This is a genomic window from Psychrobacter sp. CX21, from assembly GCF_057396255.1.
This window is the reverse complement of sequence record NZ_JBXYJG010000002.1, coordinates 272,844-290,063: the sequence shown is the minus strand read 5'-3', so window position 1 is coordinate 290,063 and position 17,220 is coordinate 272,844. Positions and strand designations below refer to the sequence as shown.

Annotated in this window: 15 protein-coding genes; 4 read left to right on the top strand and 11 right to left on the bottom strand. The window is 36.5% G+C overall.

The features are described from left to right. Nucleotides 1–215: 215 nt before the first annotated feature. The gene (locus tag AC2SLP_RS02445; protein WP_486535033.1) at nt 216–1,208 is read left to right on the top strand and encodes an IS110 family RNA-guided transposase; all 993 of its coding nucleotides are present in this window, start codon (nt 216–218) and stop codon (nt 1,206–1,208) included. On the opposite strand, the gene AC2SLP_RS02440 is transcribed toward AC2SLP_RS02445, so the two are convergent. The 6 genes from AC2SLP_RS02440 to AC2SLP_RS02415 form a co-directional block, all read right to left on the bottom strand. After that, the gene (locus AC2SLP_RS02440; RefSeq protein WP_486535032.1) at nt 1,178–1,522 is read right to left on the bottom strand and encodes a hypothetical protein; all 345 of its coding nucleotides are present in this window, start codon (nt 1,520–1,522) and stop codon (nt 1,178–1,180) included. The two genes, AC2SLP_RS02445 and AC2SLP_RS02440, sit on opposite strands and share 31 nt — an antisense overlap. 30 nt (nt 1,523–1,552) lie before the next feature. Then, nucleotides 1,553–2,176 (bottom strand): glutathione S-transferase family protein, encoded by a 624-nt coding sequence (locus tag AC2SLP_RS02435; protein WP_486535031.1) that lies wholly within the window; start codon nt 2,174–2,176, stop codon nt 1,553–1,555. A gap of 303 nt (nt 2,177–2,479) precedes the next feature. Beyond that, nucleotides 2,480–3,121, bottom strand: a complete 642-nt coding sequence (locus AC2SLP_RS02430) for a peroxiredoxin (protein ID WP_486535030.1) — start codon at nt 3,119–3,121, stop codon at nt 2,480–2,482. A gap of 352 nt (nt 3,122–3,473) precedes the next feature. Next, nucleotides 3,474–4,184 (bottom strand): DUF2057 family protein, encoded by a 711-nt coding sequence (locus AC2SLP_RS02425; RefSeq protein ID WP_486535029.1) that lies wholly within the window; start codon nt 4,182–4,184, stop codon nt 3,474–3,476. 57 nt (nt 4,185–4,241) lie between these two features. Next, complete coding sequence (gene hda, locus AC2SLP_RS02420; RefSeq protein WP_486535028.1) at nt 4,242–5,054, bottom strand: DnaA regulatory inactivator Hda; 813 nt, start codon at nt 5,052–5,054, stop codon at nt 4,242–4,244. 152 nt (nt 5,055–5,206) lie between these two features. Further along, complete coding sequence (locus AC2SLP_RS02415; RefSeq protein ID WP_486535027.1) at nt 5,207–6,307, bottom strand: AI-2E family transporter; 1,101 nt, start codon at nt 6,305–6,307, stop codon at nt 5,207–5,209. 517 nt (nt 6,308–6,824) lie between these two features. Here AC2SLP_RS02415 and purM point away from each other — a divergent pair. Further along, on the top strand, nt 6,825–7,919 hold the full coding sequence (gene purM / locus AC2SLP_RS02410) for a phosphoribosylformylglycinamidine cyclo-ligase (protein ID WP_486535026.1): 1,095 nt from the start codon (nt 6,825–6,827) through the stop codon (nt 7,917–7,919). Between the two features lies 1 nt (nt 7,920). Continuing rightward, nucleotides 7,921–8,622, top strand: coding sequence for a phosphoribosylglycinamide formyltransferase (purN, locus tag AC2SLP_RS02405; protein ID WP_486535025.1), 702 nt, complete (start codon nt 7,921–7,923; stop codon nt 8,620–8,622). A gap of 115 nt (nt 8,623–8,737) precedes the next feature. Here purN and AC2SLP_RS02400 read toward each other — a convergent pair whose 3' ends face one another. From AC2SLP_RS02400 to AC2SLP_RS02380, 5 genes are all read right to left on the bottom strand, one after another. Beyond that, entirely contained in the window at nt 8,738–9,469 is a 732-nt protein-coding gene (locus AC2SLP_RS02400; protein ID WP_486535024.1) for an ABC transporter ATP-binding protein, read from the bottom strand. An 87-nt stretch (nt 9,470–9,556) separates the two neighbouring features. Beyond that, nucleotides 9,557–10,489, bottom strand: coding sequence for an ABC transporter substrate-binding protein (locus tag AC2SLP_RS02395; RefSeq protein WP_486535052.1), 933 nt, complete (start codon nt 10,487–10,489; stop codon nt 9,557–9,559). 188 nt (nt 10,490–10,677) lie between these two features. Then, entirely contained in the window at nt 10,678–11,457 is a 780-nt protein-coding gene (locus AC2SLP_RS02390) for an ABC transporter permease (RefSeq protein WP_486535023.1), read from the bottom strand. A gap of 220 nt (nt 11,458–11,677) precedes the next feature. After that, nucleotides 11,678–13,075 (bottom strand): NAD-dependent succinate-semialdehyde dehydrogenase, encoded by a 1,398-nt coding sequence (locus AC2SLP_RS02385; protein ID WP_486535022.1) that lies wholly within the window; start codon nt 13,073–13,075, stop codon nt 11,678–11,680. 320 nt (nt 13,076–13,395) lie between these two features. Continuing rightward, entirely contained in the window at nt 13,396–14,385 is a 990-nt protein-coding gene (locus tag AC2SLP_RS02380) for a LysR family transcriptional regulator (RefSeq protein ID WP_486535021.1), read from the bottom strand. Between the two features lie 1,090 nt (nt 14,386–15,475). Between AC2SLP_RS02380 and AC2SLP_RS02375 the strand changes: the two genes are divergently transcribed. After that, on the top strand, nt 15,476–17,059 hold the full coding sequence (locus AC2SLP_RS02375; protein WP_486535020.1) for an isocitrate lyase: 1,584 nt from the start codon (nt 15,476–15,478) through the stop codon (nt 17,057–17,059). Nucleotides 17,060–17,220 lie beyond the last annotated feature (161 nt).

The window sequence follows — 17,220 nt, the reverse complement described above, 5'->3', positions numbered from 1 at the left end:
CACCCTTGTATCTTGACTGACCCCTTAACGCAATCAACGAGAGTTGATAAACTAAAGCGGTTAATCACGAGCATTGAGAGCATGAGCGCACCCTTAGTGCCTAGACACTGTAGCGTAGATAATGCCCAATGCTCATTTTTATCATCTTAATACTCTGAATGGTATCCAAGTGCCTCAATACGAGTGACACTGCATGAACAAGGGAAGATGACAAGATGACTCATTATATTGGTATCGATGTTAGTAAAGCAAAGCTTGATGTTGCATGGCTTAAAGATGCAGACAAGCTAAAGGTTAAAACCAAAGTATTTAAAAACAACAAAGACGACTTTGATAATCTTATCAACTGGCTAAAAACAAACGTCAGCGATAATTTAAGTGATATACACGTAACCCTTGAAGCAACAGGTGTCTATCATGAGAATGTGGCTTATTTTCTACATGATAAAGGTATTGCTCTAAGTATCGTAAATCCAGCCTATGTCAGAAGCTATGCAAACTCTCTTGGTAGTCGCAATAAAACTGACAAAAAGGATAGCGTCTTACTGGCTCGTTATGCTAATAGTGCTAAGCCAGAACAGTGGACACCGCCACCAGTAGAAGCAAGACAATTAAAGTCATTATTGACTCGTTTAGATGCACTACAGCAAGACTTGCAACGTGAGCTTAACCGTCAAGAAAAAGCATATGCTACTGATACTGCGCCTATTGTGAAGCAATCCATTGGCACTATGATTGATGCTTTAGAAGTTGCTATTGCAAAGCTTAACGATGATATTGATGATCATATCGATAAACATCCTAAGTTAAAGCATGACCAAGAGCTACTACAAACTATCAAAGGTGTAGGCCCTGCCACATCAAGACAGATGCTATCGCTGATGCACAATAAGCAGTTTACTAAAGCGTCACAGGTTGCAGCCTTTATTGGTCTTGTTCCTAGACATATTGAGTCAGGACAGTTTAAAGGCAAATCACGTTTAGCTAAGAATGGTTCAAGTGCTATTAGAGCTAAACTGTATATGGCTGCAGTGGTATCCACTAAATGGAATCCTGATATTAAGGCACAGTACGAGAGGCTGTTAGCCAATGGTAAGTGCAAGATGCAGGCGATTTGCGCTGCTATACGTAAGCTTGTGCATATCTGCTATGGTGTATTGAAACATCAATCTCCTTATCAGGCAAAAGTTGAATTTATTTCTGCTTGATATTTATTTTTTAAGATGGTATCTACGCTAGATCCAAACCAATTTTTGTCATTCTCATCATTAAAATCAAGGGTTACTTTATCTGCAATTTCATTAAGAGTATTAATAGCATAATTGTCATTATAATTGGCGCTTACTAATTGCCAATTATAACTGTTTAAGTCAGGGTAGATTATATTGTTCTTAGTTTCAGCTTGTTGACTATTATTAGAGTTATCCATATCCGCGCTATGTGCACTATGTTGTTGATTTTGACAGCCTAACAGCCCTGTTAAACTTGCCGTAACTATCATGGTATAAATACTAAATTTCATCCCTTAACCCTAATTGAAATATTCAATAACTTAAAACCCAAATTGATCATTCATTCGGCTATAAAATACCGCCAATCCTTTGCCATGGGCAGTTGGATCTACTTTTAGCAGTCGTCCGAAATCTAAAGCGATATAGAGAACGATGTCCGCATAACTGAGCTGCCCGCCTATTAAAAACTCGTTATCTTTTAGAATTTTTTCAAAATATGGTAATGCTTTAAGTGCTCTTTCTATAAATTTAGGCGCAAATTCAGGTACTTGATCAACGCGATTGGCCTTAGATGGGTGACTGTGCTGAAACGCCAACATAAAATTATATAAAACCTCAAATTCTGCGGTGCGGCGTAGTGCGCACACTTGCGCTCTTTGAACGACATCATTACCCATATAAGAATGCTCGCCGTACACTCTGTCCATATATTCACATACAGCTTGAGAATCATTAATAATCGTACCATCACCTAGTACCAATACTGGAAGTAACTTTAGGGGATTGATATTAGCAAACTCTTCGGTTAGATTTTCACCAGTAGCCATATCAACGTCAATAACTTCTAAGTCATCAATATTATCGATATCAATTCCTTTAGCTTGCATCAAAACCACTACTTTACGAGGGTTGGGTGCTTTACGTTCTAAATATAGTTTTTTCATCTCAGACTCCATTATATATAGGCTATTTCAATTAACTGTCGAGTAATATCTGTTATTTAAACCGCTAAACTTATCTAATAATTTATCATATCAAACAATTTAATATAGCGATTAAATTATTTATTAGGTTAGTTAACTAATAATATGTTTAAAAAGTTATAAGAAAAACAGGATTTAAATAAAAAGCTCCCACAATTTGTATTGTGAGAGCTTTACTTATTTAAAATGATTTAAATCGATGATTTAAAAATTTTTAAACTACCAAATAAATCAGTCGCTATAAATAATTAAAAGATGATTTTCTTATTTATTTGGCTGCGGTGTGGTGCGTAAATAAGGTTTAATTTCAGTAAAGCCTTTTGGATAGTCTTTTTCAGAAATATCTTCGGTTTTAATGCTCGGTGGAATGATGACATCTTCGCCATCTTTCCAATCTACAGGAGTAGCAACGTTGTATTCATCTGTCAATTGCAGGGCATCAATTGCACGCAAGATTTCATCAAAGTTACGACCAACACTGGCAGGGTAAGTTAGAACTAAACGTACTTTTTTATCAGGATCAATGATATAAACACTACGCACAGTATGAGTGGTAGCCGCGTTAGGATGAATCATATCGTAAAGTTCAGCTACCTTTTTGTTTTCATCACCAATAATGGGGAAATTCAAATCTGTACCTTGAGTTTCGCCGATATCACAAGCCCATGCTTTATGATCTTCTACATTATCTACAGAAATACAGATTGGTTTAACACCGCGTTTTTGAAACTCACCATTTAAAGCGGCAGCACGACCTAATTCTGTGGTACAAACTGGGGTAAAATCAGCTGGATGTGAAAAAAGTACGACCCAGTTGTCGCCCGCCCAATCGTAGAAATTAATATCACCTTCCGTAGTCGGAGCATCGAAATTTGGAGCAGAATCACCTAAACGTAAATGAGCCATATTTAATTCCTTAAATTTTTAGTTAATTGTTCTTGGTGTTGAGTTAATGATTAATCGGTATTGCTGAATCGGTGTTGCTGAATCGAACTTGTAGAAAAGTTTATTGTAAATTATTAAAAAAACTTAAATAATTTATCAACTTTTACGCTTACTATGTTATTAAATTAAAATCATAAATAATTCGAATACTTTGATGACTTTGTATGTTTTAAATAACCTAAGATACTTTAAATAATATAGTATTAAATTATTTTATGAAAAATAACGAAGTCTGAAAACAGTTTTAGCGTTCAATTATTTGTTTATCTATTTATAGCTATTTAAAAATTGATAGCTATTTATAAGTTGACAGTTATTTCTGCACCCATTGACGTATTTTTTCGCGTTCCGTTGGGGTGGCTTGTAACCATAATTGCATAAATTGATCTAAAGTTGTGCTCGTACTATCTAATCGATTGCTATCCGAACTACTAATAGGAGCAGGCATACTTGTTGCTGGGACGCGCTGAGTCTGAACTGTCGTTGTAGGGGTTTGTTCAATAGCAGAAATAGTTTTTTTATTATCTATTTGAGCCGGACTATCTCCTATACCTAAGACGCTAGACAAACTTGAAAATATACCACCCTCTTTAGCAGCTGCAGTATCTTGAACAATTATATTTGTACCTTGAGTAATGGCTAAGGTTGGGTTCTTAGCGTATTTGCGCGCATCATCATAACGTTCTGGCTGATTCAACATAGCCAAGGTATACGTTTGATTGTCATTAAGATTGGCAGCGACGGTAATATTTGAAGATCTTAAATAGTCATGATCATCACCCCGTAAATCATACAATCTGTCGTATTTAGCAGTGATGGCATGCGTACCTGGTTCAAGGGTAAACTCACGTACTAAAGGTTTAAATAGGCTTTTATTTACCTCTTTTCCATTAATAGCGGTCACTTTGATATTTTCATCCACCAAAAGCTTTACTTCGGCGTAAGCTGAGGACAAACTGACTAATCCCAAACTTGCTACGACAGCCAACTGTTTAAACGATGATGTTATTTTTATTTCATTCATATTGAAACCTTGTCATTTAAATAAAATCGCTTTTATGATTAGAGCATGTCTTTAGTTTTAAAAATTAAAACTCATATTATCTCGGTAAGGACCATTTTCCTCAGATTTAGATATAAAATCTTCTTGCGCTTCTTGATGTATATCTTCAAGCTCAGCTAATAATGTATGCTCATCAATCATTAAAATGGCTTCATTTATAACCGCTTTTGAGACATGAGCTCGATTTAAATTAGAAAACAAGGGTTGAATGACCTTTAGAATATCGAGCATGCCGCCGATACGATGTGGCCCTTCCTTAAGAAGATGATCGATAATTTTTGAATCAAATTGCCAGCCTCGTCTACGCATAACGGATTCAAGCATTGCTTTTCTATCGGCTATATCATGACCCTCAGGGACTCTAAATGCAGGCGATTGAATAAGCCTTGTTAACAAATCAGGCAAATCAAAAGGGAGTTCACTGGCAGGGGTTTTAGCAGCAAAGACTAATTGACCTTGACCCTCACGGCTACGGTTAATCAAATGAAAGATAGCTTCTTGCCACGCTCGACTGTTTTTGATTGCTTCCAAGTCATCTATCGCAACCAAATCAAAGCTTTCTAATGAGGCTAGAACACCTACATCTGTATGAACCAATTCTTTAAGAGATAAGCAAATTGCAGTTTTACCCATCTCCATATAAGACTCGCTTATCGCAGATAGTAAGTGTGTTTTTCCTGTTGATGTACTCCCGTAAATATACATCTGACCAATCAGACCAACGTGAATTTGACGTACAGCATCTATTAAAGTCGACCAGCCTGGACCCGAAAAATCACTTAGGCTAGCATCTTTTTTGATTTCTAAATTTAAACTTAGTTGATTATTCATCAGGCTAGTATCTCGGCTCGATATTTCTCTATATACTTCTTTATATAGCGCTTATTTATAACACAAATTTAAACTTATTCATATGTTGATGGGTTTTATAAACGTTTTGTCCTCAGTAAGACAACGCTTTTAGATTTTGTGAAAAAATTAAACTACTTAAATAATTTATATTGCTTATTTCCTTTATGCCAATCACTCCCTAAGTAGGCATTATATGCATGCTGAAATAGAACATTGAGCACAGCGGAAACAGGTAGCGCAATGAGCATTCCTACAAATCCCATTAAACTTGCACCCGCTAAGACCGCAAATATAACCAATAATGGTGACAACCCTATCTTGTCGCCAAGTAATAAAGGCTGAAGGACATAACCTTCCACCGCTTGACCGACTAAAAAAGCACCTATAATTAAACTTATATAAAACCAATCCATACCAAACTGGAATAAGCCTGCAATAATAGCGGCAATAAAGCCTATTCCGAAACCTAAATAAGGTACAAAGCTAGCTATGCCTGCAATCATACCAATAATTAACCCAAGCTCCAATCCAATTAATTCTAATTGAATCGCGTATACCGCACCTAACAGAATCATGACTAAAAGCTGGCCTTTAACAAAGGCTAAAAGAGCTTCATCTGAATCTCTTGCAATTTCAATTATTTTATCTCGGCTAGAATATGGCAATGCTTTTTTCCATGTTTCTAATCGCTCATTCCAATTAAATAAAAAGTAGAATGTCAAAATAGGCACTAACACCACCAACCCAGCATTATTAATAAACCTCATTCCAGAGCTTAATATTTGCTGCACAAAGGATTGAGCATCTTCAACGTTATAATTTTCATTTAAGTATTCGATGAACGTATTTGAAACGATATGGGATTCTAGTGGCATTAAATCGAACTGGCTATTCTCATTAACCCAAACCCGAACATCTTCGTTATACCATTCTACTAACTGTGGCAAATATTCAAGGCCTGCTTGTATCTGTTGCCATATGGTAGGAAACAACCACCAAAGCAATATACCTAGACCAATAATGATCGCAGTATATACCACGATTATGGCGAGCCAGCGTGGCACATAACGTGCCATTCGAGCAACAATTGGGTTGATTAAATATGCAAGTATGAAGGCACTCGCAAAAGGAATTAAAACCGGTATTAATAGATACAATATATATAAAATAACTGCTATGGCGACAATGGTAGCGATTCGTTTAAAAAAAGGGTCTATGTAAGCAGTCTGCATATATACGTCTCTTTAGATTCTATGAACTAACATAAATTAATTAAACCTGATAGGTAAGTAAACTCTAAAGCCAATCAAGCTTAAAAAGCATTTAAACTAATTTAAATATTTGACTTAAAAACAGTTTTTTAAGCGCTATATTAATGCTTAATTATAAAATAATTATCAAATCGAAATAACTTTACTCAAATATTTAATAAAATTTTAAATAATATATATCAATTAAATAGTTACATCATATAAATAGTTACATCATACGAGTAAATCAGTTTATCAATAAGAATAATTTAGTCATTTTTTGTTGTATTATTCAATATGACCTATTTATATTTTGAGTGGAATAGGTTTTTGCGTATAATGCATCAGATATCTATTATTTTATAAAATATTTCGTAACTTAAAATATATTAAATAAATTAATAAGTTATTCAAGAGTTTAATATCATCTCAATATAATGACACCATTCATATATTAACCCAATAAATTTACATTCGCTTATTAAGGTCTATCCAAACCATGAGCCATCCGAATTCAAATGAATCCGCTACCCCATCAACCCGTGATAATTCTACGTCATTAAGCTATAAAGATGCTGGTGTCGATATTGATGCAGGTGACGCCCTTGTACAGCGCATTAAATCTGTTGCCAAATCAACCACGCGGCCAGAAGTCGTCGGTGGACTAGGTGGTTTTGGAGCATTATGCCGAATTCCAACAGGCTATAAGTCTCCGCTACTGGTATCTGGTACTGATGGTGTCGGAACAAAGCTTAAATTAGCATTACAACTCAATCGTCACGACACCATAGGTATTGATTTGGTGGCCATGTGTGTTAATGATTTATTGGTTTGTGGTGCAGAGCCCCTATTTTTCTTAGATTACTACGCTACTGGCAAGTTAGATGTCGATACCGCGGCAGATGTGGTAACTGGGATTGGCGAAGGCTGTAAGCAGTCAAACTGTGCATTAATTGGTGGCGAAACCGCTGAAATGCCAGGCATGTATCAAAAAGAAGACTATGACTTAGCTGGTTTTTGTGTGGGCGTGGTAGAAGAAAGCGAAGTCATTACTGGTGAAAATGTCGCTCAAGGTGACGTATTGATAGCTATCCCTTCTAGCGGTGCGCATTCAAACGGATATTCGTTAATCCGTAAAGTCATTGAAGTAAGTGGCGTAGATATTGCTAACTCTGACGAGACCCTTGATGGTCAGCCTATTGCAGATGCTTTAATGGCACCTACTAAGATTTATGTTAAATCTATTCAAACCCTACAAAATAAGCTGGGTAACGGCAAATTGCACGCGATGTCTCACATAACAGGGGGCGGTTTCACTGAAAACTTACCTCGTGTATTACCAGAACATTTAGCTGCTAAGATTGATACCTCAAGCTGGGAGATGCCTGAGTTATTTGAGTGGCTACAAAAGCATGGTAATATTGAGCAGTCAGAAATGTACCGTACCTTTAACTGTGGTGTCGGGTTTGTGATTGCTGTGGCTGCTGATGTCGCCGATCAAGCGATTAGCATATTAAATAATGACGCTGGTGAGAATGCCTTTAAGTTTGGTGAAATCATTGCTCGTGACACAAACGCGGTGGTTTACGCATAATATGGCTACTAATCAATCAACTTTCACTTCAAATACCCCACTTAAGATTGCAGTGCTTGTCTCTGGTAGTGGTAGCAATCTTCAGGTTCTTATTGATGCTATGAATTCGGGCAGTTTGCCGATTCAGATTGTGGGTGTTATCAGTAATAACAAAGATGCCTATGCGATTACCCGTGCCGAGCATGCTGGGATACCCGTCACTGTACTTTCGCATATTACTGCAGGTGAGAATGCCGGTAAGCGCATGGGTATCAAAACTTTTGAGCATCATGCCAGCAGTCAACTTAACGAATGGCAACCGGACTTGATCGTGCTTGCTGGGTTTATGCGTGTATTGAGTGGTGGCTTTATTGATGGTGCCCCTGCTCCAATGATCAATCTACATCCATCCTTATTACCTAAATACAAAGGCCTTAATACTCATCAACGCGTCTTACAATCTGGTGATAAGCATCATGGGTGTAGTGTGCATGTGGTCACGGCAGAACTTGATGCGGGTCAAGTACTGACGCAAGCTTTGTTAGCTGTAGACAAATCAAAAAGTGCTGATGAACTACAAAATAGAGTACAAAAGTTAGAGCATAAAATACTGCCTTGGACCATTTTATTGATTTCTAAAGGAGTATTAGACGTTAAATCCCTACCTTCTAAAGACTCAGAAATATACCTGCCTAGCATTCCTTATCAACTTTGGATGGACTAAACACTCTTTAATTAAACTTTTTATTTAAGTAAAGCCCAAGCTAAAATTGGGCTTTTCAAGTTAAAGGCTTTTTGGATTAATTTTTTATTAGATCACGGTTTAGATCGAAGCCAAATTAATCCTGAATTGCGTTAAGTATTTGTTTTTTAAGTTGTAGATACGCTTGGCTGTCCAAAAATCCTTCTTGTTTTGGAATTTCAAATTGCTCTGTAAAATGAGCGGGGCTACCTTTTAACACATAAAGATGATCAGATAAATAAATAGCTTCATCAATATCATGGGTGATAATTAAACAGGTTAAGCCCAAATTTTTTTGCAGTTTACTAAACCACTGATACATCTCGTCCTTAGTTACAAAATCCAATGCTGAAAAAGGTTCATCAAGTAACATTATAGGATTGTCACTCAAGTAAGTTCTAAGTAACGCCGCTCGCTGTCGTTGCCCCCCGGATAGCATTTGTGGGAAGTTGTGTTGTAATCCTTCTAACCCAAAATGAGCCAATTGTGGATTGACTATCTCAGCAATCTTAGACTTACTGTAGCCCTTAATGGTTAACGGTAAAGCGATGTTATCAAACACGGTTTTGAATGGCAGCAGCAAATCTCTTTGCAGCATATAGCCCACCGTACCCGCCTGCCCAGTCGTTTCAACTCCGTTAATAACCACTCTGCCGGAAGTAGGAATAAGTAGACCCGCGGCGATATTAAATAAAGTCGTTTTACCGACGCCACTTGCCCCAACGATACTTACCACATCATTCTCAACAACCGACATATTTAAATTTTCAAATATCGGTATTTGATCAAAAGCATGGGTGATGTCTTTTAGTACCAAAAGCTTATCCATTACCATTTTAATCCTCAACATGGCCCATAATGAACATGATGACCATGATGAAATCCATTACTTATAAAATAAGTTGGGTTTGAGCGCCTATAAATAATCATTAGTCACACCTGCTTGAGGTGGTAAAGGCTGTTCAAGTAATCCATTTTCGTAGACCCACTCATAGAATCTATCCCAACGATCATAATCAAATTTACCCCACTCATCATTTTCATCTAAATATTGAGTTGAAATATATTTTTGACTGGCTAGCGCAAGCTCTTTATTAGTCTCAGGTGCATGTTTAATCAAAATATCAGCACTCTCTTCTGGATTATTAGCCGCATAGATATAGCCTTTTTTCATAGCAACCAAGGCTTTCTTAACCATTTCTGGCTTGGTTTCTAATAGCTTATTATTAGTTATAATTACAGGTGCATAGTAATCGAATATGGGCTCATAGTCTTTTAGAAAGAAAAAATTGGTATCGACATCTTGCAGCTGTGCATGTATTCCATCCCAGCCGTAGTAAGCTAAAATGTAATCAAACTGATTCATACGTAAAGCGACCGTTGCATCGGTCGCCTCCCCTGGTATTTTAACCAAATCATCGCCCACAATATGAGCCACGGTAGCGTCATCGATAGGATCTTCCCAAGTAGAATAACGTTTACCATTAAGATCTTTAGGCGACTTTGCACCCAAAGATTTTAAACTTAAAAGACCTGCTGGGTTATGTTGTAATATTGCAGCGACCGCAGTTATGGGCATGCCTTTGGCCAATCTACTGGTCATATTAGGCTGAAAATAGATACCAAAGTCGGCTCTATTATTGGCTACCAAAGTAGACGCACTGTCTTCACTTGGCTGAACAATCTTTACGTCTAGTCCTTGATCTTTAAAATAGCCTTTTTCTTGTGCAACATACAAGCCTGTGTGATTGGTATTAGGTACCCAATCTAGCGATATAATAACTTCCGTGAGCTTGTCACCCGCTACTTCCGTACTGTCACTTGATTCATTATTAGGCTGGCATGCCATTAGGGTTATTGCAATCAAGCCTATAAGGGCTATCCAAGCTGACAGTACTATTTGATTATTTTTAAAGCTATCGAAACTACGCATATTTAAAATCAAAATAATTAATCCTTGTTAGGGCGTGATGAAGTATTCAAATATTAGGACTGCTGATAGTTCAACATTTGAATGTTCCACACGCCCTATATTATTTATAAATAATTATGTTTAAGCACTCTTTTTTCTATCCACTTCACTAGACCAATCAATAAGATAGTAAGAAAGCTAATCAAGAAGATAACCGCAAACATGCTATCTAGATCATATGATTTACGAACTCTGGTCATATAAACACCCAAACCATAATAACCGCCAAGCCATTCAGCAATGACTGCAGATATCAACGCATATGAAAGCGCCACTTTAAGTCCTGTAAAGAATGACCCCATTGCTGAAGGTATTTTTAAATGACGATATAGCTGATATTTAGATGCTCTCATTGATTTAAATAAATTCAAATGCTCTTTACTGACCGATTGATACCCATCCACTAGAGCAATAGTAATAGGAAAGAATACAGCCAATACAACCAAAACAACTTTTGGCGTGATCCCATACCCCAGCCAAATAATAAGTAAAGGCGCAATAGCAATAGTTGGAATGGTTTGGTTTAGTAATATAACAGGATATATAAGCTCTTTTACAGTTTTTGATAAATCCATCAAAATGGACAGCACAAAACTAATCAATAGACCTATCGCTGTACCAATAAATGCAGTGACTAAAGTGTATTTAGCATGCTGCATTAATAAACCAAAATCTTCTATAAAAGCTTCTACTATTTGAACTGGTGAAGGTAATAAATAATCAGGAATCACCTCCATCCACACAAAAAGTTGCCATAGGGCAAGAATTAGTATTACCAGAACATGACTCTTAATAAGACTGATGATTTTTCTATTTGTTGGTGGTTTTTTAGGTGAAATTATCATTATTAAGGACTCAATGATGCTTAACGGGGGCTAATGCCAACGCTTCAATGATAAGATTCTAACAAAATAAGACTGTTTTTTTTGATATTCTTGATTATAGCCATATTTTGCTAGACAGTCCTCAAAAAGTAGCCAATAAAAAAGTCCTTAGCTTTAAAGCCAAGGACTTTGATTAAATTTATACGCTTACAAGCTTTGAGGTTAATATAAACTTAAGCTTTTATGCAGGTGCTTGACCTACCACGTGCAATGCTTTGATATTTACAAATTCTTTAATACCAAAGCCGCCATGTTCACGGCCATAACCTGAATTTTTAACACCGCCAAATGGAAGACCCGGATGAACCAAGCTGTAGCCATTGATATAAACCATACCAGTGTCAAAGTATTTACTCACTAAGCGGATAGCATTATCTTCATCTTTAGAGAAGACACCACCGCCTAATCCATAACGGCTATCGTTAGCAATACGGAAAGCATCGTCTTCATCTTTAGCACGTATCAATGCTGCTGCTGGGCCAAATAATTCATCTTTATAAGCAGGCTGATCTTCAGAAATATTTTCTAAAAGAACAATAGATTGAAAAGCACCATCTTTAGATAAACTCTCATCTAACTCACTTTGATAGGCAATTGTAGCGCCTTTATCAATACTTTCTTGAATTTGTTCCTGTAAAGTCTCGCGCTGCTTGGTACTAGACATAGGACCCACATCAGTAGTTTTTTTCATTGGGTCGCCAACGGTATAACCTTTAAACTTCTCAATAAGAAGCTCACGGAACTCATCATAAACAGAATCTACAACGATGAAACGCTTAGCCGCAACACAGGTTTCACCATTATTATATAGTCTAGCATGAGCACAAGTTGTTGCAGCTAATTCAAGATCAGCATCATCAAGTACGATGAAAGCATCGTTAGAGCCTAATTCCATAACGGTTTTCTTAAGAACTTTAGCAGCTTGCTGTGCTACCACTGCACCAGCCTTATCGCTACCCGTTAGAGTGACACCACGTATTTTATCATTTTCGATCACTTGTTCAGATTGATCATGGCTTATTATTAAAGTACGGAATAAATCATTAGGTAGATCAGATTCATGAAGAATTTTTTCAATCAATAACCCTGAACCCGTTACGTTTGAAGCATGCTTTAATAAGATACTGTTACCCGCCATAAGGTTAGCAATCGTAAAACGAATAACTTGATAAGCCGGATAGTTCCAAGGCTGAATGCCATAAATGATACCGATAGGCTGATAAGTTACGATACCTTTTTTTAGTCCTTCAAGATCACGTTCTTCATCTGCTAAAGCTTCTACCCCTTTGTTAGCAGTGAAATCACAAATACTTTTACAAAGGTCGATTTCTTGCAAGCTATGCTCGTAAGTCTTACCACGCTCTTCGGTCATTAATTTAGCTAGCTCTTCTTTATACTCCATAAGTTTATCACCAATAGAGTTGATGACCTTAGCGCGTTCATCTGCTGATTTCTCTCTCCACTCAAGGAATGCTTCGTGAGATTTATTGATGATACGATCAACTTCATCGGCGCTCATATATGAGTACGATTTAATTTCTTCACCATTAGTAGGGTTTATTGTTGTAATATCTGACATAATTCATCCTTATATATTATTATCTATTTTTTTTGGGTGTCTTATTAACCGTTTTTTTAATTTAAAATTAGCTATTTAGCTATTTTTACTATTTAAAAACCTAGATACCTAAAGAAGCAGATTCACTAAAAAGTACATAAAACAGCATTGCTATTAGGTCTGTAGTTAGCTATACAGATATGTAAAAATGTACGGTTCTATAGGTTCTAATAATTATTTGACTATTAGAATAACAGGCAGAGACTTATAAACCTTTGTTAGGATGTAATTAACTGTGCAATAAGTGTTTAACTTATTTATTAACTAAGTAATTGTTTTTATTAGAATAAATGACTAATTACTTGGGTTTCATTTTTATCAGCTTCTTCATCAGCAACAACTTGACGCGCAACGTGCATAATTAGTTGACGTAGCCACCTATGGGCTGGGTGATGTTGTAATAAGGGAGACCACGCCATAGTTAATTCAAATTCTGGAATAAAAAATGGCGGCTCTTTTAATACGATACTGTCATTTGTTGCTTGCATTTTTGCAACTCGTGTCGGTAATGTTGCTATCAAATCTTTATTAGCGGCAAGCATAGCAGGCATTTGATAATGACGAGTAAAGACACTAATTTGACGTTTTTGACCTAAGCGTTGCAATGCTTGATCGATAGAACCTAAACCTCCTGACTTATCAGGATTCACGCCAAACCCTACCCCCATACCTGTTTTTGATACCCAGACATGCTGAGCTTTTAAATAATTTTTTAGATTAAAGCGGTTGGCGTAGGGGCTTTCTGCTGCTAAAAGGCAACTAAACGTGTCTCGCCATACTAAAACTTGGTGAAAGCTTTGTGGAATCTCATTAAATCTGTTAATAGCTAAATCAACTCTACCCTGCTCCATATCTCTATAAGAAACATCAGATGGCGTCAAAAAATCTAAAATGACATTAGGCGCTTCTGAACGTAATGCTTTAACTAATCTTGGAACCAGTGTGGCTTCGGCATAATCCGAGGTCATAATTCTAAATACACGAGAGGTACTATAGGGTCTAAACTCAGTGCGTGGCTCTAAAAGTTGAGTTAGCTCTGCTAGTATTTCACGTACACGAGGCTGTAGCTCTAAAGCTCTTTCAGTTGGTGTCATACCTTCTGAAGAACGTACTAATAAAGGGTCATTGAATAACTTACGTAAGCGCCTTAATATGTTACTCATTGCAGGCTGGGTAATGCCTAATTGTTCTGCTGCGCGGGTGACATTTTTTTCACGTAAAAGGACATCTAAGTTGACTAACAAATTTAAATCAACGCGTTGTAAGTTCATAAGTTTCTCGATACCCTATATTTAAAGTGAAGTATTAAAAGTGAAGTTTTAAAATTGAAGTATTAAAAGTGAAGTATTAGATATAAAATGATAAATATATTTAGCTATAATTTGTATTAAGTTGGTATTTAAAATTTATGGTATTTAAATTGGACTAGCATTTAAAGCGAGCTCATATTTAAAGTAGATTTACGTGACAGCGAATTAGCTCCGAATAGGGTTATTTAATAAGAGTTTTTTATGCCATTAATATACATAGGAAAAATAATTTAAAACCTTAGGGTCTGTTGAACATTCAAATATGGAACTGGCGGCGGTTATTTTTTAGGCAATATGCAGGGAAATTTTAGACACTTAGTTATTCTAAGTTAGAAAATTTCACAATATATTGACAAAAAATAGACCCGCCCCGTAGGGCTGATGCTAAAATTGCCCCAAACGTTGTTATAAACCTAGCTAAGGTCTAGACATTATCGTCGGTTTATGCCTAGTTTGGAACAATTTTAGCTATCAGCAGTCCTAATATTTGAATGTTCAACAGACCCTAGCTAAGATATATAGTTCAATAAAAAATTCTTTAATAGACTATATTGTGGCGATATAAATCAACTTATCTTAATTAAATAATGTGCGTCTGTATACTTCAAAAGGCCAAATTTCACGCGTCAAAGCATTGTAATAATTATACTATAAATTAAATAAATACCCAAGATAAGCCTCATAAACTAGATAAATTCTACGATTCTAGTTATAGTGCTTTACAGAAAAATAAATACGGTTAAGTTTTAAAACAAATTAAGTTTAATGTAATGTTTTACTTTGTTTTTTTATTTTGAATTCACAGTTTATATGTCATAACATCTATATTAAGATTAAATTGGTTTAAATCATATTAGTTTAATTGGAAAGTTAATGATTGAGTTCAAATTGAATAAGTATTCGTTTTTAGATAAGTATTAGTTTAAAAAATTATCAAAATACCAAGGAAAGTTATGTACTACCTTGTCTATGCAGTAAAATTAAGAAATTTATCATATATAAACATGAGCAAATTTTTTAAATAAATCATCCTCAAACCTGGAGACAATTAATGTCAAATTACCAATCAGCTATTGAACATATCCGCGCTGTTAAAGAAAAAGTCGGCAACATGGATAATATCAGTGCCGAAGATGCCGCTCGCATGAAAATGCAAAACCGTTTCAAAACGGGTCTTGATATCGCTAAATACACAGCTGGTATCATGCGTCAAGACATGGCAGAGTATGACGAAGACACCTCTAAGTACACTCAGTCTTTAGGGGCATGGCACGGTTTTATTGCACAACAAACAATGTATGCCAAGAAAAAGTACTTCGGTACCACGTCTAAAACATACATCTATCTTTCAGGATGGATGGTAGCTGCTCTACGTTCTGAGCTTGGTCCATTACCTGATCAATCAATGCATGAAAAAACGACAGTACCTAACCTTATCGAAGAGATCTACACTTTCTTACGTCAAGCTGATGCTAAAGTGTTAAATGATTACTTCCGTGAGTTAGACGCTGCTAAAGAAGCCGGTCAAGACACGTCTAAAATCATCGCTAAAATTGATAACTTTGATTCACACGTTGTGCCAATTATTGCTGATATCGATGCAGGTTTTGGTAACGAAGAAGCGACTTACTTACTTACTAAAGCAATGATCGAAGCAGGCGCTTGTGCTATCCAAGTAGAAAACCAAGTATCTGATGCTAAGCAGTGTGGTCACCAAGCTGGTAAAGTAACCGTACCACATGAAGATTTCATCGCAAAATTAAACGCTATTCGCTATGCTTTCTTAGAGCTAGGTGTTGACCAAGGTGTTATCGTTGCCCGTACTGACTCTGAAGGCGCATCTTTAACTCAAAAAATTCCAGTATCTGAAAAGCCTGGTGATTTAGCATCTAAGTACATTGACTTCATCGAAGCTGAAGAAGTTGATATCGCTGACGTTAATGAAAATGACGTACTTATCAAACGTGACGGTAAATTAGTTCGTCCAGTACGTATGCCTAACGGTTTATATCAGTTCCGTGAAGGTACTAACATTGACCGCGTTGTTCTAGACTGTGTTACTGCACTTGAAAACGGTGCTGATCTACTTTGGATCGAAACTCCGACGCCAAACGTTGAACACATCAAAATGATGGTTGATCGTATTAAAGAAGAGCAGCCTAAAGCGAAGCTGGTATATAACAACAGCCCATCGTTCAACTGGACACTTAACTTCCGTAAGCAAGTTATCGCTCAGTGGGAAGAAGAAGGTAAAGACATATCAGCATACGATAAGAACAACTTAATGAGTAGCGACTACGACGGTACTGAGTTAGATGCTGCTGCCGATGAAGCTGCGAAGAACTTCCAGAAAGACGCATCTCGTGAAGCGGGTGTATTCCATCACTTAATCACGCTACCAACTTATCACACCACTGCACTAAGTGTACATGAGTTAGCTCAAGGTTACTTCGGTGAAAAAGGTATGCTTGCTTATGCTGCAGGCGTACAACGTAAAGAAATCCGTGAAGGTATCTCTTGCGTTAAGCACCAAGCAATGGCGGGTTCTGACCTAGGTGATGATCATAAAGAGATCTTCTCTGGTGATAACGCGCTTAAAGCTGGCGGCGAAAAGAACACCATGAACCAGTTCTAAGATAGTTTATCAAATTTATTAATTTTTATTTTAAAATACCCTAACCTACGTTAGGGTATTTTTTATGCATATAAAACGTTTTTAAAGTTTTATTTTTATAAGGCTCGGGGCTGTATAAAATGCTTTAACAACTTGCATTAATTTATAAGTTTTATACGTTG

Excerpts from the sequence above, each read along its gene's own strand:
- AC2SLP_RS02445 (WP_486535033.1), top strand. The coding sequence starts at position 216 with ATGACTCATTATATTGGTATCGATGTTAGTAAAGCAAAGCTTGATGTT.
- AC2SLP_RS02440 (WP_486535032.1), bottom strand. The coding sequence starts at position 1,522 with ATGAAATTTAGTATTTATACCATGATAGTTACGGCAAGTTTAACAGGG.
- AC2SLP_RS02435 (WP_486535031.1), bottom strand. The coding sequence starts at position 2,176 with ATGAAAAAACTATATTTAGAACGTAAAGCACCCAACCCTCGTAAAGTA.
- AC2SLP_RS02430 (WP_486535030.1), bottom strand. The coding sequence starts at position 3,121 with ATGGCTCATTTACGTTTAGGTGATTCTGCTCCAAATTTCGATGCTCCG.
- AC2SLP_RS02425 (WP_486535029.1), bottom strand. The coding sequence starts at position 4,184 with ATGAATGAAATAAAAATAACATCATCGTTTAAACAGTTGGCTGTCGTA.
- hda (WP_486535028.1), bottom strand. The coding sequence starts at position 5,054 with ATGAATAATCAACTAAGTTTAAATTTAGAAATCAAAAAAGATGCTAGC.
- AC2SLP_RS02415 (WP_486535027.1), bottom strand. The coding sequence starts at position 6,307 with ATGCAGACTGCTTACATAGACCCTTTTTTTAAACGAATCGCTACCATT.
- purM (WP_486535026.1), top strand. The coding sequence starts at position 6,825 with ATGAGCCATCCGAATTCAAATGAATCCGCTACCCCATCAACCCGTGAT.
- purN (WP_486535025.1), top strand. The coding sequence starts at position 7,921 with ATGGCTACTAATCAATCAACTTTCACTTCAAATACCCCACTTAAGATT.
- AC2SLP_RS02400 (WP_486535024.1), bottom strand. The coding sequence starts at position 9,469 with ATGGATAAGCTTTTGGTACTAAAAGACATCACCCATGCTTTTGATCAA.
- AC2SLP_RS02395 (WP_486535052.1), bottom strand. The coding sequence starts at position 10,489 with ATGGCATGCCAGCCTAATAATGAATCAAGTGACAGTACGGAAGTAGCG.
- AC2SLP_RS02390 (WP_486535023.1), bottom strand. The coding sequence starts at position 11,457 with ATGATAATTTCACCTAAAAAACCACCAACAAATAGAAAAATCATCAGT.
- AC2SLP_RS02385 (WP_486535022.1), bottom strand. The coding sequence starts at position 13,075 with ATGTCAGATATTACAACAATAAACCCTACTAATGGTGAAGAAATTAAA.
- AC2SLP_RS02380 (WP_486535021.1), bottom strand. The coding sequence starts at position 14,385 with ATGAACTTACAACGCGTTGATTTAAATTTGTTAGTCAACTTAGATGTC.
- AC2SLP_RS02375 (WP_486535020.1), top strand. The coding sequence starts at position 15,476 with ATGTCAAATTACCAATCAGCTATTGAACATATCCGCGCTGTTAAAGAA.